This is a genomic window from Wohlfahrtiimonas chitiniclastica DSM 18708 (assembly GCF_000375345.1).
Taxonomy (GTDB): Bacteria; Pseudomonadota; Gammaproteobacteria; order Cardiobacteriales; family Wohlfahrtiimonadaceae; genus Wohlfahrtiimonas; species Wohlfahrtiimonas chitiniclastica.
The window spans coordinates 441543-462016 of the sequence record NZ_AQXD01000001.1 but is presented as its reverse complement, the minus strand read 5'-3'; the positions used below and the strand labels follow the sequence as shown (position 1 = coordinate 462016).

20 protein-coding genes, 3 tRNA genes and 1 other RNA gene are annotated in these 20474 nt (G+C 44.0%); 9 read left to right on the top strand and 15 right to left on the bottom strand.

The features are described 5' to 3' along the window. Positions 1 to 79 precede the first annotated feature (79 nt). Genes modD through modA form a run of 4 tightly spaced genes read right to left on the bottom strand, consistent with a single transcriptional unit; the run spans position 80 to position 3137 of the window. Positions 80 to 919 carry a ModD protein gene (modD, locus tag B143_RS0102085; protein ID WP_018121992.1) on the bottom strand — a complete coding sequence of 280 codons (840 nt, stop codon included), beginning with the start codon at positions 917 to 919 and terminating at the stop codon, positions 80 to 82. A 13-nt stretch (positions 920 to 932) separates the two neighbouring features. After that, entirely contained in the window at positions 933 to 1631 is a 699-nt protein-coding gene (locus tag B143_RS0102080) for an ABC transporter ATP-binding protein (RefSeq protein WP_018121991.1), read from the bottom strand. Beyond that, entirely contained in the window at positions 1615 to 2391 is a 777-nt protein-coding gene (locus B143_RS09660) for an ABC transporter permease (RefSeq protein WP_038195716.1), read from the bottom strand. The genes B143_RS0102080 and B143_RS09660 overlap by 17 nt, the downstream gene beginning before the upstream one ends. Beyond that, complete coding sequence (gene modA / locus B143_RS0102070) at positions 2388 to 3137, bottom strand: molybdate ABC transporter substrate-binding protein (RefSeq protein WP_018121989.1); 750 nt, start codon at positions 3135 to 3137, stop codon at positions 2388 to 2390. The genes B143_RS09660 and modA overlap by 4 nt, the downstream gene beginning before the upstream one ends. Before the next feature lie 114 nt (positions 3138 to 3251). Here modA and B143_RS0102065 point away from each other — a divergent pair, with 114 nt between their 5' ends. From B143_RS0102065 to hslU, 3 genes are all read left to right on the top strand, one after another. Then, positions 3252 to 3968: an ion channel gene (locus B143_RS0102065; protein ID WP_018121988.1), complete on the top strand. Its 717-nt coding sequence runs from the start codon at positions 3252 to 3254 to the stop codon at positions 3966 to 3968. A gap of 85 nt (positions 3969 to 4053) precedes the next feature. Further along, entirely contained in the window at positions 4054 to 4593 is a 540-nt protein-coding gene (gene hslV / locus B143_RS0102060; RefSeq protein WP_008314871.1) for an ATP-dependent protease subunit HslV, read from the top strand. A gap of 9 nt (positions 4594 to 4602) precedes the next feature. Then, positions 4603 to 5946 (top strand): ATP-dependent protease ATPase subunit HslU, encoded by a 1344-nt coding sequence (hslU, locus tag B143_RS0102055; protein ID WP_018121987.1) that lies wholly within the window; start codon positions 4603 to 4605, stop codon positions 5944 to 5946. Between the two features lie 46 nt (positions 5947 to 5992). Here the strand turns inward: hslU and B143_RS0102050 are convergent, their stop codons facing one another. The 9 genes from B143_RS0102050 to B143_RS0102015 form a co-directional block, all read right to left on the bottom strand. Next, complete coding sequence (locus B143_RS0102050; protein ID WP_038195711.1) at positions 5993 to 8437, bottom strand: LPS-assembly protein LptD; 2445 nt, start codon at positions 8435 to 8437, stop codon at positions 5993 to 5995. Positions 8438 to 8480: 43 nt separating this feature from the next. Beyond that, on the bottom strand, positions 8481 to 8993 hold the full coding sequence (locus B143_RS0102045; RefSeq protein ID WP_018121985.1) for an adenine phosphoribosyltransferase: 513 nt from the start codon (positions 8991 to 8993) through the stop codon (positions 8481 to 8483). A gap of 10 nt (positions 8994 to 9003) precedes the next feature. After that, a complete protein-coding gene (locus B143_RS0102040) occupies positions 9004 to 9345 on the bottom strand; it encodes a histidine triad nucleotide-binding protein (RefSeq protein WP_018121984.1) in 342 nt (113 codons plus the stop codon). Positions 9346 to 9356: 11 nt separating this feature from the next. Beyond that, entirely contained in the window at positions 9357 to 9962 is a 606-nt protein-coding gene (gene recR / locus B143_RS0102035; RefSeq protein WP_018121983.1) for a recombination mediator RecR, read from the bottom strand. Further along, a complete protein-coding gene (locus B143_RS0102030; RefSeq protein WP_026165673.1) occupies positions 9962 to 10291 on the bottom strand; it encodes a YbaB/EbfC family nucleoid-associated protein in 330 nt (109 codons plus the stop codon). The genes recR and B143_RS0102030 overlap by 1 nt, the downstream gene beginning before the upstream one ends. A gap of 38 nt (positions 10292 to 10329) precedes the next feature. Further along, entirely contained in the window at positions 10330 to 12213 is a 1884-nt protein-coding gene (gene dnaX / locus B143_RS0102025) for a DNA polymerase III subunit gamma/tau (RefSeq protein WP_018121982.1), read from the bottom strand. 42 nt (positions 12214 to 12255) lie between these two features. After that, an RNA gene (ffs, locus tag B143_RS09850) (signal recognition particle sRNA small type) lies at positions 12256 to 12352 on the bottom strand. Positions 12353 to 12372: 20 nt separating this feature from the next. Beyond that, a tRNA-Cys gene (locus tag B143_RS0102020) sits at positions 12373 to 12446 on the bottom strand. A gap of 6 nt (positions 12447 to 12452) precedes the next feature. After that, positions 12453 to 12528: transfer RNA gene (locus B143_RS0102015), tRNA-Gly, on the bottom strand. A gap of 281 nt (positions 12529 to 12809) precedes the next feature. Between B143_RS0102015 and tatA the strand changes: the two genes are divergently transcribed. The 4 genes from tatA to cmoB are packed head-to-tail and all read left to right on the top strand — an operon-like array spanning position 12810 to position 15415. Next, positions 12810 to 13058, top strand: a complete 249-nt coding sequence (tatA, locus tag B143_RS0102010) for a Sec-independent protein translocase subunit TatA (protein WP_008314879.1) — start codon at positions 12810 to 12812, stop codon at positions 13056 to 13058. Positions 13059 to 13067: 9 nt separating this feature from the next. Continuing rightward, positions 13068 to 13709 (top strand): Sec-independent protein translocase protein TatB, encoded by a 642-nt coding sequence (gene tatB / locus B143_RS0102005; protein WP_018121981.1) that lies wholly within the window; start codon positions 13068 to 13070, stop codon positions 13707 to 13709. Then, entirely contained in the window at positions 13706 to 14443 is a 738-nt protein-coding gene (gene cmoA, locus B143_RS0102000) for a carboxy-S-adenosyl-L-methionine synthase CmoA (protein ID WP_018121980.1), read from the top strand. The genes tatB and cmoA overlap by 4 nt, the downstream gene beginning before the upstream one ends. Before the next feature lie 21 nt (positions 14444 to 14464). Continuing rightward, complete coding sequence (gene cmoB / locus B143_RS0101995) at positions 14465 to 15415, top strand: tRNA 5-methoxyuridine(34)/uridine 5-oxyacetic acid(34) synthase CmoB (RefSeq protein WP_018121979.1); 951 nt, start codon at positions 14465 to 14467, stop codon at positions 15413 to 15415. A 95-nt stretch (positions 15416 to 15510) separates the two neighbouring features. Here cmoB and B143_RS0101990 read toward each other — a convergent pair. Beyond that, a tRNA-Gly gene (locus B143_RS0101990) sits at positions 15511 to 15586 on the bottom strand. Between the two features lie 117 nt (positions 15587 to 15703). On the opposite strand from B143_RS0101990, the gene dsbD reads away from it, so the two are divergent. Together dsbD and B143_RS0101980 are read left to right on the top strand one after the other, a co-directional pair. After that, a complete protein-coding gene (dsbD, locus tag B143_RS0101985; protein WP_018121978.1) occupies positions 15704 to 17497 on the top strand; it encodes a protein-disulfide reductase DsbD in 1794 nt (597 codons plus the stop codon). Between the two features lie 81 nt (positions 17498 to 17578). Beyond that, complete coding sequence (locus B143_RS0101980) at positions 17579 to 19639, top strand: FUSC family protein (protein WP_018121977.1); 2061 nt, start codon at positions 17579 to 17581, stop codon at positions 19637 to 19639. A 116-nt stretch (positions 19640 to 19755) separates the two neighbouring features. Here B143_RS0101980 and B143_RS0101975 read toward each other — a convergent pair whose 3' ends face one another. Further along, positions 19756 to 20277 carry a carboxymuconolactone decarboxylase family protein gene (locus B143_RS0101975; protein ID WP_008314893.1) on the bottom strand — a complete coding sequence of 174 codons (522 nt, stop codon included), beginning with the start codon at positions 20275 to 20277 and terminating at the stop codon, positions 19756 to 19758. Between the last annotated feature and the right edge of the window lie 197 nt (positions 20278 to 20474).

The window sequence follows — 20474 nt, the reverse complement described above, 5'->3', positions numbered from 1 at the left end:
AATAGAAAGTTCGCTATTCTAAGCTATTATGCAAAAATTGCGTACATATTCCGTATACTTCAATCAAATATTATGCAGATTAGGACAAAATATTGACTTTTATGTCAAGCGCTTTGGCATAGTACGGCGCTGTGGTCACCAAGCCATCCACTCCTGTTTGCGCGTAAGCTTCAATGTTGCTTAAGTTAATGCCACCTGCGCCTAATAATGTCAATTGAGGATGGTGCGCGCGCATGTGCATGACGGCTGTACTCAATTGCTCTGGCGTTAATTTATCAAACTGAATGGCATCGATGGGCATTTTTGCAAAGCGAATGGCTTCTTCTAAATGATCCGCCTCAATGACGATCTTTTTCTCGCAGGTCAAATGACGAATCTCCGACAATCGGTCACTGAGCGCTGCATCATCTTTAAAAAATTGACGGTGCTGCTTAAAGATCAAAATGGTTTCTGATAAACCCAAACGATGTGGCACAGCGCCTCCTGCCACAATGCCATTAATGGCAAGCGCTTTTGTCCCGGGAATGCTTTTACGCGTGGTCAACAGTGCCACTTTTTGAGGCGCTTGTTGGCAAATGTCCACCATTTTACGCGTGGTGCTCGCAACGCCTGAGGTGTAATCTAAAATGTTTTGCCCAACTTTCCAGAGGGTATGAATGGAATCGCCCCGCCCTTTGGCCGTCAATAACTGATCACAGGCATGAATGCGTGTACCTGAAGGTTTCATACTCAAAACTTCAATGCCTAAACGCTCACACAGTTTTGCCACAATCTCAGTGCCCGCCACAACACCGCCACTGCGTGTCATGTATTGAATTTCTGTTGGGGCTTGCTCAATCCCGAGTAGTGTTGAGGTTAAATCAATATATGGCACATCTTCACGGATGAAGCGCTCCATCTCTTCGGTGGTCATGAACATCATCACTCCTTTTTTAAGTCAATTGCTCAAATAATCGTGCCTCGCCGTCTGCTTTTAAGGCATCGGTGAGGGGATAAAAATGGATTAAACGCCCATTTTTCATCACGCCAATGTGTGTGGCCAACGCCAGCGCCTCGCTGATGTCATGGGTGACATGCACAATAATGGGCGAAGTTGTGCGATGAATGTGATGCAGCACGCGGCGCATTTCATGGCGCGTCACATAATCAAGGGCGCTGGTGGGCTCATCTAACAATAAAAGCTCGGGCTCAAAAATCAGTGCCCGCGCCAAGGCAACGCGCTGACGCTCACCGCCACTTAAATGTGTGATGGCTGAATCTAATAAATGGGCAATGCCCAATTCATTTGCAATCTTAAGGGTACGATTCTGTTGCCGTGCCATGGGCACTTTGCGCATTTTTAAGGGAAAAGCAATATTTTCTCGCACAGTTAAATGGTTAAAAAGCTCAAAATGCTGATACACAAAGCCAATGTTGCGTGCTTCCACGGGCATTTTTGATAAAGATTGTTCATTGAGCGTGATTGATCCTGTCAATTGGGAATAACGCCCTGCGATCGATTCTAACAATAATGTTTTACCTGACCCTGTGCGCCCTAAAATGACGCAATAATCGCCTGGTTTTAATGCAAGTGAAATATTGTCTAAGGTAAATGCCCCAACATTAAGGCAAAGTTCATCGAGCGTCAGCACGGCGTCCCCTAAAAGCATATTCAAAGATTAAAGAGCATGTTAAAGAGATCATCATTAAAATCACCGCAATTGCCATCGCTAAATCGAGCTCGCCGGTTGATAGATTCAGCATAATGGATGTGGGTAGAATTTCTGTTTTCATGCGCGTTGCGCCCGCCACCATAATCACTGCGCCAAATTCGCCAAGGGCACGTGACCATGTCAAAATCACTGTGGCAATCAACGTACTTTTGAGTAGTGGTAATGTGACATGATAAAAACATTGCCATTTTGAGGCACCAAGTGTGCGCGCCACAAAGAGCTGACGCCCATTTAATCGCTCAAGCCCCACCGCCAATAATTGAATGGCAAAGGGGAGATTCACAAACACTTGCGCCAACATGATGCCCTTTTCAGTGAACACAAAGGCGAGATTAAAATGGCGCTCTAAAAATCCACCAATGCCCAAATGACCAAAAAAAAGGAGCAAAGCCACACCCGAAACAATGTGTGGCAATGCCAATGGCAAATAAAGAAAAGGCATCACATAGTGCTTAAATCGACATTGATGCAAAAATTGGGCAATCGGTGCCGCTAACATGAGGCAAATGATGGTGGAGATGATCGAGGTTTTTAAACTCAATGCAATGGCAAATTGTACCTCTTTTGACTGAATCGCCGTGGGCAATTGTGCCATACCCTCTTTCATCAACATTAAAAGTGGCGCAACGATAAAAAGCGCCACCAACATGACAAATAGATAAAAGAGTGATCGAATCATTCCGTCACAGGGGCAAAACCATGACGCGCAAAAATCTCACGGCCTTCAGGAGAATCGGTTAAATCCATAAACGCTTTAGACAACTCTGGGGATTGTGTTGACGTGACAATGCCGCCCGTGACAATTTGATCAATGTTTTGTTCAACCGGAATCTCAATGATCTCAACTTTTGGGTTGTGATACACTGCATCAATGGTGGCAATCATGGCATCTGCCGTGCCTAAAGTGAGTTGCACCGCCATTTCATTGACAGTGTTTGCCGTTGATACCACGTTATCATTGATCTTTTCTAAATGATTTTTCTTTAAAATCTCTTGCGCCGTTTTACCAATCGCATTCGCTTTTGGCTCACCTAAAATCACTTTAATGCCTTCGCGACTTAAATCTTCTAAGCTTTGGATGTTTTTAGGATTGCCCTTTAGCACAACAATGGCAGGCGTATGATGGGCAATGCCATAAGCGTTCCCAACTAAACCTTTTTTCTCAGCGGCTTCATAAGAGACTTCTGAGCCCACAATGAACAAATCGCCCTTGCCTGTGGTGGCAAGCTGCGCAAGCAATTGCCCTGAACCTGCAAAGTTAAATTCCACCGTCGCATCATGATTTTTTTCAAAGACCGCTGCAATCTCTTCCATAGGCTTTTTAAGACCTGCGCCTGAATAGACAAATAATGACTCTGCAAATGCTGCACTCAATGTTGTCGCCAACAATGCTGTCAGCGCCAAAGTTTTATGAAAACGCTTCATATTGACCCCTTTGATCTCAATCATTGCGCGGAGTATATCACAATACATAACGTTTATCCGGCAATTAAATGCTATACTGCTTTCATGTTTTGATTGAGATCATAAAGACCCACGATGACCACCAATACAACGCCAAAAACGGGCTTAGAAACATTTAAAATGATTGCCCGCAAAATCCTCTATCTCTTTGCCATCTTTGCATCCATTGTGTTGATCATTGACATCACGCTTGTGGACATTCCGAACATCCAAAACAACACATTGATCCGCAATAACAATCTACAATTTTGGATCTGCATCTACTTTTTATTGGACTTATTGTCAGGCTTTTTTCTCTCTGATCATCGCTTAGAGTATTTTCGCCGCTATCTCTTTTTGATTTTGGTCTCCATTCCTTACATCAATGTGTTGAACCATTTTCATTTAGAACTCTCCACGCAAGCCTTTTATTTACTGAAATTTTTACCGATTTTTCGCGGCGTCATCGCCCTCTTTTTATTGGTTAAACTCCTCATCAGTGACCGCATTACTGGGTTATTTGTCTCCTATTTAACCCTGTTTTTCTCGATTGCCTATCTACAAACTTTGCTCTTTTATCTCTTTGAGATCTCCGTCAACCCACAAGTGAAAACCTATGGCGATGTGATTTGGTGGGCATCGATGACCGCAACCACTTTAGGATCAAACATCATTCCTGTCACCACCGCAGGCAAAATCAGCACTGCCATTTTAGCGGTGGCAGGCATCACGATCTTCCCCATTTTCACGGTTTACATCACCACCATGATCCAAAATTTGAGCAAAAAGCACACAGACGAATCGTCTAAATGATGTCCATTTTCATTGACCACCTTGAAATTGAAAAATCCATCCTCATTTTAATGAGACGTCAATGAAACATGAACAAGGAGTTCAAATGGAACAATATCGTGGTACCACGATCTGCGCAGTTAGACGTGGCAATGAAGTTGTCATCGGTGGCGATGGCCAAGTCTCGTTAGGCAATACCGTCATGAAGGGCAATGCCAGAAAAGTGCGTCGTTTATACAATGGAAAAGTGATTGCCGGATTTGCAGGTGGTACAGCCGATGCCTTTACTTTGTTTGAACGCTTTGAAGCGAAACTCGAGCAACACAACGGTCAATTGACCCGTGCAGCCGTCGAATTGGCCAAAGATTGGCGAACAGATCAGCAACTTCGTCGCCTAGAGGCGCTATTGATTGTGGCAGATGAAACGGCTATTTTAGTGATCTCAGGCAATGGCGATGTGATCGAGCCTGAACACAATATGGCCACCATTGGTTCTGGCGGTGCCTTTGCACAAAGTGCAGCCCTTGCCCTTTTAGACAATACAGATTTAGATGCAGAAAGCGTCGTGCGCAAAAGCTTAAGCATTGCCGCGGACATCTGTATCTACACCAATCACAATCAAACGATTGAAAAGCTAACATTTTAGGAAGACATCATGAGTGAAATGACACCAAGAGAGATCGTTCAAGAACTCGATCGCTACATTGTGGGACAAAACGATGCAAAACGCGCCGTTGCCATTGCTTTACGTAACCGTTGGAGACGCCAACAAGTCACCGGAGACATGCGTAAAGAGATCACACCGAAAAACATCTTAATGATTGGGCCAACGGGCGTTGGTAAAACTGAAATTGCTCGCCGTTTGGCCAATTTAGCAAACGCGCCATTCATTAAAGTGGAAGCCACAAAATTCACGGAAGTGGGTTATGTCGGTCGTGAAGTGGATTCCATCATTCGTGATTTAGTGGAAGCTGCCATCACGAAAGCCCGTGAAGATGCTGTAAAACTCGCGCATCCGAAAGCTGAAGACGCCGCCATTGAACGCATTTTAGATGTGCTCATTCCCCGCCCTAAATCCGTGGGTTTTGACAATGAGCCAAGCGCGCCAAGCACAGATAACTCTGCCACGCGTCAAAAATTCCGTGAAAAAATCATTCGCGGTGAATTAGACGACAAAGAGATTGAAATTGAATTGACGCAGCAACATGCTTCAAGCATGAACATCATGACGCCTCCTGGCATGGAAGAGATGGCAGAGCAATTGCAATCCCTCTTCAATCAAACGGGCAACACGCCAAAACATAAGCAAAAGATGAAAATCAAAGATGCTTTAAAAGCGGCGCAAGATGAAGAAGCCCGCCGTTTGGTCAATGAAGAAGATGTGAAAAAACAAGCCATTGCTGCTGCTGAAAACACTGGCATTGTTTTCATTGATGAGATCGATAAAGTGTGCCGCCGCGGCGAAAGCTCTGGCACGGATGTTTCTCGTGAAGGTGTGCAACGTGATTTATTGCCCATCATTGAAGGCAGCACCGTCTCTACTAAATATGGTCCTGTGAAAACCGATCACATTTTGTTCATCGCATCGGGCGCTTTCCATGTTGCACGCCCTTCTGATTTGATTCCTGAATTGCAAGGTCGTTTACCGATTCGCGTTGAACTCAATGCATTGACGGCAGAAGATTTTGAACGCATCTTAAAAGAGCCATCTTCGGCCCTCATCAAGCAATACACTGCCTTATTGAAAACTGAAGAAGTCGAACTTGCCTTTACAGATGGTGCGATTGCTGAGATTGCTAAAATCGCTTACAACGTCAATGAAAAAACAGAAAACATTGGTGCGCGTCGTTTACACACGATTTTAGAGCACTTGCTAGAAGAGATTTCATTCACAGCGTCTGATCGCAGTGGCGAAACCGTCACCATCGATGAAACCATGGTGAAAAATTCTCTCGGTGAATTGTCTGACAATGAAGATTTAAGCCGCTTCATTCTCTAATTACATTAGAATCAAAAAGCCCCCACAGTGTGGGGGCTTTTTTGATCTAAAATCCGCGGGTATTGCTTAAATATTTTGGTGTATAGCCCGGAATGCTCTCTTCCCAGAAAGAGTCTGTGCTCTGCCCAACATTACCTAAGCCCTTAAATTCAAACTGTAAATAGGCTTTCCAACTCTTTTTATCATCAAGTAAATTACTGCGATAATAACGAGCTGCCACACGCGTTGCCACGCAGCAATCACTGTATTCAAAGCCCACATAAGAATCATTCATGCGGCGCTCTTCTAATGAATAGTTATAGCGCCCCACCACTGCCCAGTTATTATTCACTTCCCAGAAGGATGTGATATCAATTTGGTTCGTCACCCAATCTTTTTGCGTACCTGTCAAGGTGCGATCATAGCGCTGTGCAATGTTAATGATTTTACGAGGCTCAGGCTGATAGCGTAAGTCATACGATAATCGCGTGGTGCGCTTGGCATCCGGTGACCATTGCCAAATGACTCGAGAACTGAAATCACTGGAAAAGACAATGTGATTTTCCACAAACCATTCTGAATGACGGCCACTTTGGCATTTAATTGCCCCAATGCCTGGTCGATGATTATTTTCATAATCCTTCAGGCACTCATTTTTCGGCAATAAGTCTTGGTTAATGGTGATGCGTGGTTGATCAAAATAATAAATTTGTCCTAAAGACAATCTAAAATGCTCCACACCCGTTTCATCATTAATAAAACGTGTGGTGAGCGCAGTTGTGAGCTGATTGGCATTGCTCTGACGATCGGCACCAGTAAATTGGTTGGTGGCAAACAGATTGTCATAGCTTGGTGTAATGTTGCCGGTGTCAAAAATTGGAATGTCTGATTGACGACGATATGGCACATTCAAGTAAAATAAACGGGGTTCTAATGTTTGAATGAAGTTCCCGCCACCAAATAAATGGCTAAAGCTCACATCACGCTCTAAGGCAATTCCTGTATCAATACTGAAAATGGAGGTGCCGCGGTGCAAATTATGGGGTTTATTCGGTGCAACGCCATTGATGTCTTGATAATCTAAATCATAATGAGTGTAGCGATAGGCCAATTTTGGCTCAAAAAAGCCCCAAGAATTTTCTAAACGAAAGCCCACATACGGCAATAAATCAATGCGCGTCGCAGATTTTGGGCGCGCTTTATTACGATCATTTGGCTTAATGTGGGTTCTAAATTGTACAGCCTCCACATTCCCACCATAAATGATGCCATTTTGTTCCCATTCGCCACTTAATAACCATTGTGGCATGCGCGCATAAGGCGCATCAGGAATGATCACCTTATCAAGCACTTGATAGTGCTGCACACGCAATGTGCTCTGCCAATTGCGATCTGAATAAGTGAGTTCTGCCACGCGCTCTAAGTTTGTTTCAGTCAATAAGCCGACAGCATCTTGAATGTCTTCCACATAGCGATGATCAGACACTTGTTGAAATAAGATGCGCCCACGCAATTTTGGCATCAAATTCAACTGCTGATTGAAAAACACTGACCAACGCGTTGAATGCAGTTTTTTGCTATAGGGATCTTTCGGATCATTCGCAGCAATGCGGGCACGCTCTTGATTTTTAAACCGACGATCATCCGGCAAAAAATCAAAACGGAACACTGAATTTTGCCAGGTGTTTAAATAGCGAGCTTCTGCCCCTAAAATCAAACCGCGGCGCGTATAAAATCCGGGATTTAACGTCACATCATAATTCGGCGCTAAATTTAAATAGTAAGGTGCACGGACAGATAAGCCACCATCGCGATCATAAGAGATTGTGGGGAATAAAAAGCCCGTTTGTCGACGATCATCAATGGGGAATGAAAAGTATGGCGTGTATAAAATCGGGACGCCAAAGAGTGCAAATTTGGCATGTTTGGCAATGCCGCGCCCTGTGTTTTCATCTAAATGAAGATCGGCTGCGGACAACTGCCACACCTCTTCATCCGTTGGGCACGTTGAATAGGTCACACCTTGGAAATCCGCGGTTTTTGCAATCTGACGGCTGATGGCATATTTCGCGCGCCCTTGCGCTTCCGCTTGGTGTAAATAGTAGGTGACATCATCACCTTCGTACTCTTTATCATTGAGGCGAGAGGTGAAGCTTTTAGACTCAAGCACCACAGAATCAGAGGCATAACGGATGTTTTGATCATGGCCAGATAAGACATTGGTTGTGCGATCTAGCGTGATGCGACTGGCATCAACGCGGCTGTTGCCATAATACGCCACAATATCGCCTTCGACATTGGCATAACGCTCATCACTGTCAGCAGTATTTCCTGAGAGATAAACCGTGCCATCCTCAATCACTTGATCAGTCGGCTGTAAATATTGCTTCAACGGGCTGATGCGGCAAACGCCTAAAGCACCCGTTTGCGGTGTTTGAGCCATCACAGGCGCTTGTATTAACCCAATCACAAGGGCAATGTATAGTTTGTTTCGCTGACGTATTGTTTTCAAGGGCGTAACCTAAATCTTCTTCAATCCATTGGCCAAAATCTGACTAAAATTCCATCAAAGTCAACGTATCATACTGCTTGATCTTCTCGCGACCATTGAGCTCTGTCAGTTCCACTAAGAACGCACAGCCCACTACAATGCCACCGAGCTTTTCAACCAACTCAATCACCGCAGCAATTGTACCGCCTGTGGCGAGTAAATCATCACAGATCAATACCTTTTCACCAGGTTTGATGGCATCTTTATGAAGCTCAATGAGGGCAGTGCCATATTCTAAGGCATATTCCACACACTCTGTTTCACGGGGTAATTTACCTTTTTTACGGGCAGGCACAAAGCCCACATCCATGGCATACGCCACAGGACAACCCACAATGAAACCACGTGCTTCTGGCCCAACGATCTTTTGCACACCTTTCGATTTCGCGTAATCAACGATTTGATTGGTGGCATAACGATACGCTTCACCATTGCCAAGCAGTGGCGAGATGTCTCTAAAAATGATCCCCGGTAACGGATGATCTGGAATGCTGATGATATAATCTTTTAAATTCATACGATTGCCATTAACCTGGAGGCCAGTTCAAACGACGACCTGCTAAAATGTGCATGTGAATGTGATGCACTGTTTGACCGCCATCTTCATTGCAGTTCATCACCAAACGGTAACCATTGTCCGCAAAGCCGAGCTCTTTGGCGATCTTTTTCGCCGCTAAAAACAGCTGCCCCACAAGTGCAGCATCGGCTTCGTCAATGTCATTGACTGTTGGAATCTCTTTTTTAGGGATCACCAAAATGTGTTCAGGTGCTTTTGGATCAATGTCACGAAACGCCAACACTTGATCATCTTCATAGACGATGGTGGCCGGAATCTCTTTATTAATAATTTTGGTAAAAATGGTACTCATGATTCACCTCCTTAAAATCTTTGTCTTGCTCTGAATGCATGGGACAATGTGCCGCTGTCTAAATATTCAAGTTCGCCGCCCATTGGCACGCCATGTGCAATGCGGGTGACGATCACTTGATAGGGCTTGGCCATTTCATCAATGTAAAACGCCGTCGCTTCACCTTCAACCGTTGGATTGGTGGCTAAAATCAGCTCTTTGATCACTCCTTCACGCAAGCGCGCTTCAAGCAGATCAAGCCCCACTTCTTCAGGGCCAATGCCATCTAACGGTGATAAATTGCCCATAAGCACAAAGTAACGACCTTTATAATCCACCGATTGGGAAAGTGCAAACACATCCATCGGGTTTTCCACCACACACAACAATGATTCATCGCGCTTTGGATCTTGGCAGATCGAACACACAGCCTCATCAGATAAATTGCGGCAAATGCTGCATTTTTGTATGTGATTCAATGCACCCGTAATGGCTTCGCTCAGCTGCAAAGCACCCGTTCGATTGCGCTCAAGCAAATGCAGCGCCATTCTCAGCGCTGACTTTTGCCCCACACCGGGCAAAACCCTTAAGGCATCCACCAATGCTTTAAGGGCTTTCGGATACAGTGTATGGCTCATTAAAAACCAGGCAATTTCATGCCCGCTGGCAATTCAAAGCCACCGGTCACAGATTTCATTTTTTCTTGAGAAGCCACTTCAACTTTCGCCAATGCATCGTTAAACGCTGCACCGATTAAATCTTCAAGCATCTCTTTATCATCTGATAACAATGAATCATCAATTTCAATTTTACGCACAACGTGGCGGCAAGACATTTCGATTTTCACTAAACCTGCACCAGATTCACCCGTCACAGAGATGTCCGCCAATTCTTCTTGTGCTTTCACCATATCTTCTTGCATTTTCTGGGCTTTTTTCATCATCCCAGCAATTCCGCCTTTCATCATCATAATCGTTTTCCTTGATTAAAAAATTGTATTATACACTATTCGTGTTTGAGCTTAAGGGTTGAATCTAACACTTCTGCATCACACGTATTGACCAAAAATTGCACAACAGGATCCGCATGAATGTCAGCCAACACTTGCACTTTACGCGCTTCTAACTCTTTTTCGGCCCGATGATTAAAATCATCCTCTTCAATCATCTGTTCTGTGGCCACAATGGAGCAACGAATGTCGCGACCAAGAAGCTCACTCACCGCTTTTGCAATGTTTGCTTCGGCATCCGGAATGTTAAAGGCATGATCTTCTCTTGAGCGTTTTAGCACCAACCAATCATCGGAAAATCGTTCGAGCACTAAGTTACGAACAATGCCCAGCGTCAATCCTGAAATGGATAGATTGCGCACAATTTCAAGCCAATCTTCATTGTTATTTAAAGGATAATCGGCTTGAGATCTAGCAGCGACCGATTCAGCAGGCGTTGATGCCACAGGCACTGCAATTTCTGGCTCAATGGGTTCTAGCGCAACCGCTGTGATGGATTCATATTGCTCAGCATCAATCCACGGCGGCACATCATCCATCGTAGGTGCATCATTCATAGGTATGATTTCAGGCTCAGGTTCTATCTCAGGCGTTGGCTCTGCTATTTTTATTTCTTCAACCACAGGCGGCTCTGCAACAGGCTCAACTTTAGTAACAACCTCTGGCGCAGCTTGTACCTCATCTAACAATGTCGCCAATGAAACTGTCGGTTCATTGTGCCTTTGCGGTGCATGGACAATCGGCGTTGTAGATGGCTGCGTTTTGACGGACGGCGCGGATGATTTTTGTGGCGCACCTTTTGGTGTAAAGAGCAACATGCGCAGCAATGTCATCTCAAGCCCAATCAATGGCTCAGGATGCATTTCTAAATCTTTGCGGCCATGAAGTGCAATTTGATAATACAGTTGGAGATCTTCTGCACTCATCGCCGTTGCCAGCGCTTGCCATGCATCTTGATGCGTATCATCTAAATCAATAAAGCTGGCATCAATTTGTAACAGCGTCAATTGATGGAAAGCCTCAATCAAAGCTTCTAATAATGCATAAGGATCTGCACCTGAATCCATCACTTGCTTAGATGCCGCAAGTAATGCAGATTGATCAAGGGTTGCTAAGGCACGCAGAATCAGCAGTGCATATTGATCATCAATGAGCCCAAGCATGGTTTGAATCGGTTCAAATGCCACATGACCATTGGTGTATGCAATGCCTTGATCTAATAGAGACAAGCTGTCACGCATGCTCCCTGCCCCGGCTTTGGCAATCAGTTCTAGCGCTTTATTTTGATAATCGATGCCTTCAGCATCCATGATGTGCGTTAAGTAGCTGGTAATTTCAGGGGCTGGGATTTTTTTTAAATGAAACCGTAAGCAGCGCGATAAAACCGTCACCGGTAATTTTTGTGGATCGGTGGTGGCTAAAATGAATTTAACATGCTCTGGCGGCTCTTCTAATGTTTTTAATAAGGCATTGAAGCTGCTGTTTGAGAGCATGTGCACCTCATCGATGAGGTAAACCTTATAACGACCGCACGTTGGCGCATATTGGACATTGTCTAAAATTTCGCGAGTATCTTCCACTTTTGTGCGCGATGCCGCATCGATTTCGATCAGATCCACAAAACGACCTTGATCGACTTCCTGACAAATGCTGCAAACGCCACAAGGATGAGAGCTGACCCCTTGTTCACAGTTTAAGGATTTCGCTAAAATGCGCGCAAGCGTTGTTTTACCGACACCGCGAGTACCGGTGAGTAAAAAGGCATGATGAAGACGATTATTATCGAGACCGTTTGTTAAGGCAGTGACAACGTGCTTTTGACCAACAACTTCGTGAAAGTTTTTCGGGCGCCATTTACGCGCTAAGGCTTGAGTTGCCATGGGGATGAACTCCTAATATTTCCTGCCCAAAATGGAGATGACCCACACCAGCTCACCCTCTGCACGCAAACCTAATACGTGTGCTGCTTCCTTCCGGACCTGACACGGTGCGTAATAATTCACTGCGAGGAAACCAATGTGGGTCACCATAATATTTTTTGGAGGCTGAAGCCAGAATCGAACTGGCGTACACGGTTTTGCAAACCGGTGCATTACCCCTATGCTATTCAGCCATTTTTTGGAGCGGGAAACGAGACTCGAACTCGCGACCCCAACCTTGGCAAGGTTGTGCTCTACCAACTGAGCTATTCCCGCACTGCAAATCAGAAGCGTATTATAAGCGATTAAAATGATTAATCAAGATGAATTATTATACAATTCTTGTTTTGTGCACTTTATGCGCAAAACCGCTCGACTACTGACCTTATTAATATAGCACATCAAATTAAAACTGCAATCCATCGGTTTTGGTGAAATGTTGCCCAGAATCCATCAGATGGATAAAAATAGTTGAAGTTAGTCTATACCTCAGGGCACATTACCTTTATAATGAATCGAATTTTTTAGAATGACTTTATCATATAGAGGTACTTGTTATGGGTTCATTTAGCATTTGGCACTGGATCATTGTATTAATCGTCGTATTGGCAATTTTTGGTACAAAAAAACTGCGCAACATGGGTGGTGATTTAGGCACAGCGTTAAAAGGCTTCAAAGACGCCATGAAAGAAGATGAGAAAAAAGAGGGTGACAAAGACGGTAAAGTTGAATCCGTTGAGCACAAATCTACTGAAGCTGCACCTAAAGTAGACGCTTCTGAAACGAAAAAAGACAACGTACAGTAAAGTCCATCAATGTTTGGTATTAGTTTTAGCGAATTTCTGATTGTCTTTATTGTCGCATTGATCGTCATTGGCCCACAAAAGCTGCCAGAGACCATTCGTGCGGTGGGCAGTATCGTCAATAAAATCCGTTCTTTTGCAGATCAAGTGAAAAATGAAGTCTCAAAAGAGTTCGAAACCGATGAGCTCAAGCGCTCCATAGAGGAGACAAAGCAGAGTTTTACAAAGCAGATCAATGACACCACTCAATTAGATGAAGTGAAGCAGTCATTGCGTGAAGCGCGTCACTCTACAGAGGATACCCTTCGCAACTCTCGCGCCATCATCGACCAAACATTGAAATCTGATTCATCGAGTGCTGCAACGCCAGAGATGGAACATTTTTATGATGACTACCATTATGAAGATGCCCCGCTCATTACCGCACCTCCTAAAGGTTATCAGGCTGCATTGACAGACATCACGGTTGCCGCAGAGCCTGAAGATGCCTTGATTCATCAATGTCGTGCGCGCCAACTTGAGCTGTTCTTAGCAGGCGAAACAGCACCTTATACTGCTTATCGATTAAAGTATGCCAAAACGCGTCATTTAGAATCTTTACCGAATCTTGTTGATCGTTACCATGACACTTTAGTTGAACTCAATCAATCATGATGCCTGTTGATACCATTTTCTCTGAGAAACGCAAGAAAACTGACTTTGTCTTCAATGAAGAAGTGGTCAATGTTTTCTCAGACATGATCAAACGCTCTGCACCGGGTTACCCGATGATCGTTGAGCAAATTGGTCGCTTTGCTCCGCTCTTTGCAGAGGACAATGCCACCATTTATGACCTTGGCTGCTCGCTTGGCGCGGTATCTAATGCCCTTCGCCATTCGATTCGTACAGAAAATACGAAAATCATCGCTGTCGATAACTCAGCACCCATGATCGAAAAAGCCACACAGTTTTTTAAATTGCAAGATCAAGTACACGATGGCCTCATTCCCATTGAGCTCAAACAAGCAGACATTCGTCATATTGACTTTGATCCCGCGGCCATTGTTGTGTTAAATCTAACCTTGCAATTCATTGAGCCAGCCGAGCGTTTAGCACTGCTCACCAAAATTCGCCAAGCATTGCTGCCAACAGGCGCCCTATTTTTATCAGAAAAAATCTATTTTGATGATGCTGATGAGCAATCCGTGCTTGATGACATGCATTTAGCCTTCAAACGTGCGAATGGCTACTCAGAATTAGAGATTGCCCAAAAGCGCGAAGCCATTGAAAATGTGATGCGCATTGACTCCTTTGCCATCCATAAAGCGCGCCTACATGAAGCGGGCTTTACGCGTGTTTATCAGTGGTTTCAGTGCCTGAACTTCATCTCCATCGTCGCTTTACCTTAAACACATTATTCCAAGAATCCTATGATTGATTACGCAGCTATTGCCGAGTTTTATCGCCCCACGGGCTTGCGTCAATGGACGCAAAATCTTTCCACGTGGTTACCTGAATACATTCAAGAACACATTCATGGCAACTTTGATGACTGGCAAGCGGTGCTAGATCAATTGCCCGCAATTGACAATTGCACCTTAGATTTGGTCAATGGTGCCATTTTGCAAGGTGCTACAGATTCAGCGCAATTAGAAGCATCATTGCGAAAGCTCATGCCTTGGCGCAAAGGCCCTTGGCAATTTTGTGACACGCACATTGATACAGAATGGCATTCTGATTGGAAATGGGAGCGCGTGGCACCGCACATCGATCTTCATCATAAAAATGTGCTCGATGTGGGTTGTGGCAATGGTTATTACGGCATGCGTATGCTCGGTGCAGGTGCGAAATCCGTCATCGGGATTGATCCAAATTGGCTCTTTTTGGCGCAATTTAAAGCCTTTAAACATTATGCCCCAGATTTACCCATTTGGCAGCTGCCCATTGGGCTAGAAGCCATCACGGATGAATTGGCATGGTTTGATACGGTGTTTTCCATGGGTGTCCTTTATCATCGCCGCTCACCGATTGATCATTTAACTGATCTTAAACGCTTATTGAATAAAAAAGGCACCTTGGTACTCGAAACCATGGTGATTGAAGGCGATGAAAATGCTTGTCTCATTCCGCATGATCGCTATGCACAAATGCGCAATGTGTGGTTCATTCCATCGGTCAAAATGCTTGAGATTTTCTTAAAGCGCGTGGGCTTTAAACATGTCAGATGCGTGGATCTCAATCAAACAAGCATTGAAGAGCAACGCAAAACGGATTGGATGACTTATCTCTCCCTTGAAGATTTCTTAGATCCAAATGATCACAATAAAACCATTGAAGGCTATCCTGCCCCACTGCGTGCCGTGATCATTGCTGAGCAATGATTCAATACATCCAAAAAGCCTGAACACTCAGGCTTTTTTGTTGCGCTTTTTTTCAGGCAATAAAAAAACCTCATCAAAGATGAGGTTTTAAAATTTGGAGCGGGAAACGAGACTCGAACTCGCGACCCCAACCTTGGCAAGGTTGTGCTCTACCAACTGAGCTATTCCCGCAGAAAGTGAAGTAATTATAGCGCCTAAAATTTTTAGGTCAAGCATAGAATTTAGTCATTTTAGTTTTTTATGAGATAATTGCCCATTCGTGACTCATTAACTCGGAAAGGTGCTGTTTTGAAACATCTCTCGATTAGACAAATCGCCCCCTTAGTGTGGCTCTTTTTCGCCTTAATTACCTTTAGTAATCAAAGTGTTGCCCAAAGTTTTTCCCAATCTTTATTGAACAAACAAGCAGATGCGCCTTCATTGCCTGCCGCTGCCCGCCAAGATTTCTTACCGCCTGAGCAAGTCTTTAAACCTGAGATTTTTAAAGCTTCTGAGTCAGAAATCAACCTCATTTGGGAGATCAATCCTGACTATTATTTATACAAAGATAAAATTCACATCACACCGCTCAATCAAAATGTCGACATCGCCGAAATCATTTGGCCAGACGCTGTGATGCATGATGATGAATTCTTTGGCCGCCAACCCATTTATAATCACACCATGGAAATGACGCTGCGCTTTAAACAGCCTTTAGTCAATGTCCATACGCTTCATTTAGAGATTGAAGCGCAAGGCTGTGCGAAAGCTGGCTTATGTTTTCCGCCCCATCAATGGTCTCGCACATTGGTCGTGAATCCTGATGTAACAACGACAGATCAACTGAAAACAGAAACGGCAGCCCCCCTTTTAAATGAGCATGATCGTTTGGCTTCATTTTTATTAGAAAAGCAGTATCTCGCGCTCCCGCTCTTTTTCTTACTCGGAATTTTATTGACCTTTACGCCGTGTGTTTTACCGATGCTACCCATTTTATCGGGCATTTTAACGGGTGAAAAAAACCTCACAAAACGCCGCGGCTTTATGATCTCTTTTTCCTATGTCATTGCGATGGCGCTTGTGTATACCACCATTGGTATTGTCGCTGCGATGCTAGGCAGCGGTTTAGCGGCAGCGTTTCAAAATAAATATGTATTAATGGGCTTTGCTGCCCTCTTTGTGATTTTGTCATTGAGCATGTTTGGCGTTTATCAAATTCAAACGCCCGTTTTCATTCAAAATTATCTCAATCGCTTTGCGAGTCAATCAAAAAGTGGCACATACATTGGCGCGATGATTATGGGTGCGCTTTCTGCCCTCATTGTGGGTCCTTGCGTCACAGCGCCGCTCATTGGCATCATCACCTTAATCGCCCAAACGCAAGATTATGTTTTAGGTGGCTTTGCCCTCTTTGCCATGAGCTTAGGCATGGGCGTACCGTTGATGATTCTTGGCGTGTCTTCTGGTTATCTCTTGCCGAAAGCTGGCGCATGGATGAACGCCATTAAAGAGTTCTTTGGCTTTATCCTCTTAGCCGTTGCCGCCTATTTCTTAGGGCGCATTTTACCGCTCTTTTGGGAAAACATGCTCTATGCCTTCATCTCGCTCTCGCTTGCCCTTTGGTTTGTGATCAAAATATTTAAAATGCATCAATTGCCCAAGTTCTTTATGCTCCTCGCCCTTTTATCCCTCGCATTTTCAGGCTACTTTGTGTATGAAAGCTTAAAAACCCATGAAAGCTTAGCGGCCACACCCATTGTGGGCTTAAAAGGACTCAATGAAGCCTTACAGAACAATCATGGCAAAATCACTTTGCTTGAGTTCAATGCTGATTGGTGCGTCGCGTGTAAAGAGATGGAAAAATATGTCTTCAGTGATCCTGAAGTGAAAGCACGTTTGGCTGAACTCAACTTCATCACAGCAGATGTGACAGAAAACAACAAAGTGGATCAACAATTACAAAAGCACTTTAATCTCTTTGGACCACCTGCGATGCTCTTTTTTGATGCCGCCGGCAATGAGATTCCGCAATACCGCGTGATGGGTGCTGTGCCTGCGGATCAATTCATTGAACATCTTGATTATATTTTAAAAAATAATTAAGCGCCGACTATGGCCTCTCCCCTAAAGCTCATCTATAATGATGAGCTTTATCTCTTCCTAGTTAAAGTTCTTTAACTTCGCATGAATCGATCACTCACAAACATCTACCGTTTCTTCTTCAGCTATGATTTCACAATAGGTTTATACAAAGGCATCGGTGTGTTTCTCCCGGTCTTCATTGTCTATTTATTGGGTGGAGAGACGAAAAATCTCATTACGGTGGGCTATGCCAGTTTAACCATTGGCATTGCTGACCAAATTGGCTCATTCAAACATAAACGCAATGAGCTGCTCATCACGCTTGTGGGTACATTACTCATCACCATCTATTTTGCGCAATTTATGGGTACAATGCCCTTTTTGTTCATCATTTCCCTATCAATTGTGGTGTTTTTCAGTAACTTTATGAGTTGCTTTGGCCCTAAAGCTGGCACCATTGGCTTTACCTTCATCTTCATCGCGATGATCACTGGGCGAAATACCTATAATGTCACCGAATACATCATCGATTTTTCCATTGGTGCCATCTTTTATGTGATCTATGCACTGCTGTTTTCTAAAGTCTTTGCCAACTACATCATTCGCCAAACGCTCTCTTCTTGTTATGTGCATTTAGCACGCTATTTACAAGCCATTTCAGAGTGTTATCGCCAAAACAGTGATTTAGAAAAGTCTTTTGCCAATTTGATTGAAACTCAAACCACTTTGATTGCAGAGTTTCAACAAACCCGTGATTTACTTTATCGCACCACCAATCAGTCTGACCCAAAAATTCAGAAAATGGCTGGAGAATTGACACTGCTCACGGATGTGTATGATCGCATGGTGGCACCGTTTCAAGACTTCACCACCATTCGTCAATCGTATGAGAATTCAGACATTCAGATTTTCCTGCGGGATCTTTATCGTAAGGCTGCCAATAATTTAGAAGAGATGAGCCTACATACATTAGGCGGTGGCGAGATGATTCGCCGTTTAGGCTTTAAAGCAGAGCTCAGAGCCCTTGAGTTTGAACTTGAGATTCTCAAAAATACAGAGTTAGATGAAGCGGCTTCAGAAGCCTATGGTGTATTGGCTGCCCATTATCGAAAAGCGTGGGTGATGAATCGTCAATTAGATAAAGTGCGTGAATTGCTCCTTGGGCAAACTGAGATCCCCACCCTTGGTGATCACTTTAAAAAACACATCTCCCACAGCCATTGGTCTTGGAACATTGTCAAAGAGAATTTGACCCTCTCTTCTGATTTCATGCGTTTTTCCATTCGTACCGCAGTGGCTATGTTCGCCACCCTCTCCTTTATCAGCTTGGTGCTCGATCAAAAACAGATTCTCGCCCACAGCTTTTGGATTGCCTTTACGTTGGTCACCTTAATGCGCCCCGGATTTAGCATTACGCGTGAACGCAGTCAAGCGCGCATCATTGGCACGGTGCTCGGGTGCATCATCGTTGGCATCATTGTCTCCTTTGAGCCGAGCCTCTCTTACATTGTGATGTATATTATGGTGTCCATCATCCTCAGCAATGCTTTGGTGAATCTTGACTATAAACTGTGCGTGATGTTTGTGACGATCTATGTATTGCTGACCCTCAATATGACCGATGATCTCTCAGGGGCTTCGATTGCCATTGAACGGGTGATTGATACCGCTGTCGCTGCCGTCATTGCCATTTTCTTCACCATCTACTTTTTACCCTCTTGGGAAAAACGCGAGGCGCCGCGCTTAGCCGAACGCATTCGCTATCACATTTATGATGTATTAGAAACCTTAGAGGCTGTTTGGATCAAAAAGAGTGTGGAGCCTTCTGAGTTTTACATTAAGCTCAAAGATACGCAATCTTTAATCATTCAGCTGTCAAACTCTTTAACCCGCATGCAAAAAGAGCCACAAAAATTCCATGGGGACTTTCATTATTACAATGAATTCATGATTCGCCAGCAATCGGTGCTCTCACAATTGGCAATTTTAGGGTATTCTCTTGAGCAATTGCATAAAGATCCGAGCAGCATTCCTGAGTTCAGCGAGCTCATCATGCTGACAAAATTGCGTTTAGATCCCACCATTCCAAGCAGTGAAAAAACCAAACCCTTTACTGGTCAAGAGCTCAAACCGCTCATTTGGATGGTGGAAGCGAATACTTAAAGCTGATCCACATCAACAATTGTGCGATTGATGCAAAATATTTTTAACCACACACCCATAAAAAAAGAGGCCATTGGCCTCTTTTTTTGATCAATTGAGGACAAAGCCCCATTTTGTTAGTTTAATGTAGCACCCACTGAGAACAATACCGCAGCAATGCGCACAGACGATTGGATTGCTTGTGTGGTGACGCCGTGATCACGTAGGTTTTTCTCATGTGAATCTAAGCACATACCGCAACCGTTCACGGCAGAGACTGCCATAGAGGCCAATTCAAACGTCACTTTATCAATGCCAGGATTTGCCATGCTGTTCATGCGTAAACGCGCAGGAATTGTTGCATACTCTTGGTTGCTAGTTAAGTGAACAAAGCGGTAGTAAATGTTATTCATGCTCATGATACTGAACGCAATTTTTGCACCGTTTAACTCTTCTTCCGTTAAAATTGGCGCTGCAAATGCTTCGATGTTTTCAATCAAAGCTTTTGAGCGTGTGCTCAAAGAGACCGCCACTGCAATCGCTGCGATTTGCTTTTCAGTCAAGCCTTCTGCGCCCGCTTCGCTCAAAACGTTGCTTAAATTCAAACGCATATCTTTAGCGTACGCAGGTAACATATCTTTTAATGCATCAATTGACATCTCAATCTCCTTAAAAATGTTGTAAAAATTGTGTGTGTTTCCACTTGATGGAACCATTATTCATAATTTTTATCAACTTGTCATATTAATAATCTTGATCAGGTTGATAAATAACTTCAAATATCAACATTACCTCAAATAGGATTGTATTAGCCCAAGGTTCACCTATAATAAACCAAGATTATTGAGTCTTGAAA

What these genes read in the sequence shown, in the direction of transcription:
- modD (WP_018121992.1), bottom strand. Translation starts at nt 919, where the DNA reads ATGTTCATGACCACCGAAGAGATGGAGCGCTTCATCCGTGAAGATGTG.
- B143_RS09660 (WP_038195716.1), bottom strand. Translation starts at nt 2,391, where the DNA reads ATGATTCGATCACTCTTTTATCTATTTGTCATGTTGGTGGCGCTTTTT.
- modA (WP_018121989.1), bottom strand. Translation starts at nt 3,137, where the DNA reads ATGAAGCGTTTTCATAAAACTTTGGCGCTGACAGCATTGTTGGCGACA.
- B143_RS0102065 (WP_018121988.1), top strand. Translation starts at nt 3,252, where the DNA reads ATGACCACCAATACAACGCCAAAAACGGGCTTAGAAACATTTAAAATG.
- hslV (WP_008314871.1), top strand. Translation starts at nt 4,054, where the DNA reads ATGGAACAATATCGTGGTACCACGATCTGCGCAGTTAGACGTGGCAAT.
- hslU (WP_018121987.1), top strand. Translation starts at nt 4,603, where the DNA reads ATGAGTGAAATGACACCAAGAGAGATCGTTCAAGAACTCGATCGCTAC.
- B143_RS0102045 (WP_018121985.1), bottom strand. Translation starts at nt 8,993, where the DNA reads ATGAATTTAAAAGATTATATCATCAGCATTCCAGATCATCCGTTACCG.
- B143_RS0102040 (WP_018121984.1), bottom strand. Translation starts at nt 9,345, where the DNA reads ATGAGTACCATTTTTACCAAAATTATTAATAAAGAGATTCCGGCCACC.
- recR (WP_018121983.1), bottom strand. Translation starts at nt 9,962, where the DNA reads ATGAGCCATACACTGTATCCGAAAGCCCTTAAAGCATTGGTGGATGCC.
- B143_RS0102030 (WP_026165673.1), bottom strand. Translation starts at nt 10,291, where the DNA reads ATGATGAAAGGCGGAATTGCTGGGATGATGAAAAAAGCCCAGAAAATG.
- dnaX (WP_018121982.1), bottom strand. Translation starts at nt 12,213, where the DNA reads ATGGCAACTCAAGCCTTAGCGCGTAAATGGCGCCCGAAAAACTTTCAC.
- tatA (WP_008314879.1), top strand. Translation starts at nt 12,810, where the DNA reads ATGGGTTCATTTAGCATTTGGCACTGGATCATTGTATTAATCGTCGTA.
- tatB (WP_018121981.1), top strand. Translation starts at nt 13,068, where the DNA reads ATGTTTGGTATTAGTTTTAGCGAATTTCTGATTGTCTTTATTGTCGCA.
- cmoA (WP_018121980.1), top strand. Translation starts at nt 13,706, where the DNA reads ATGATGCCTGTTGATACCATTTTCTCTGAGAAACGCAAGAAAACTGAC.
- cmoB (WP_018121979.1), top strand. Translation starts at nt 14,465, where the DNA reads ATGATTGATTACGCAGCTATTGCCGAGTTTTATCGCCCCACGGGCTTG.
- B143_RS0101980 (WP_018121977.1), top strand. Translation starts at nt 17,579, where the DNA reads ATGAATCGATCACTCACAAACATCTACCGTTTCTTCTTCAGCTATGAT.
- B143_RS0101975 (WP_008314893.1), bottom strand. Translation starts at nt 20,277, where the DNA reads ATGTCAATTGATGCATTAAAAGATATGTTACCTGCGTACGCTAAAGAT.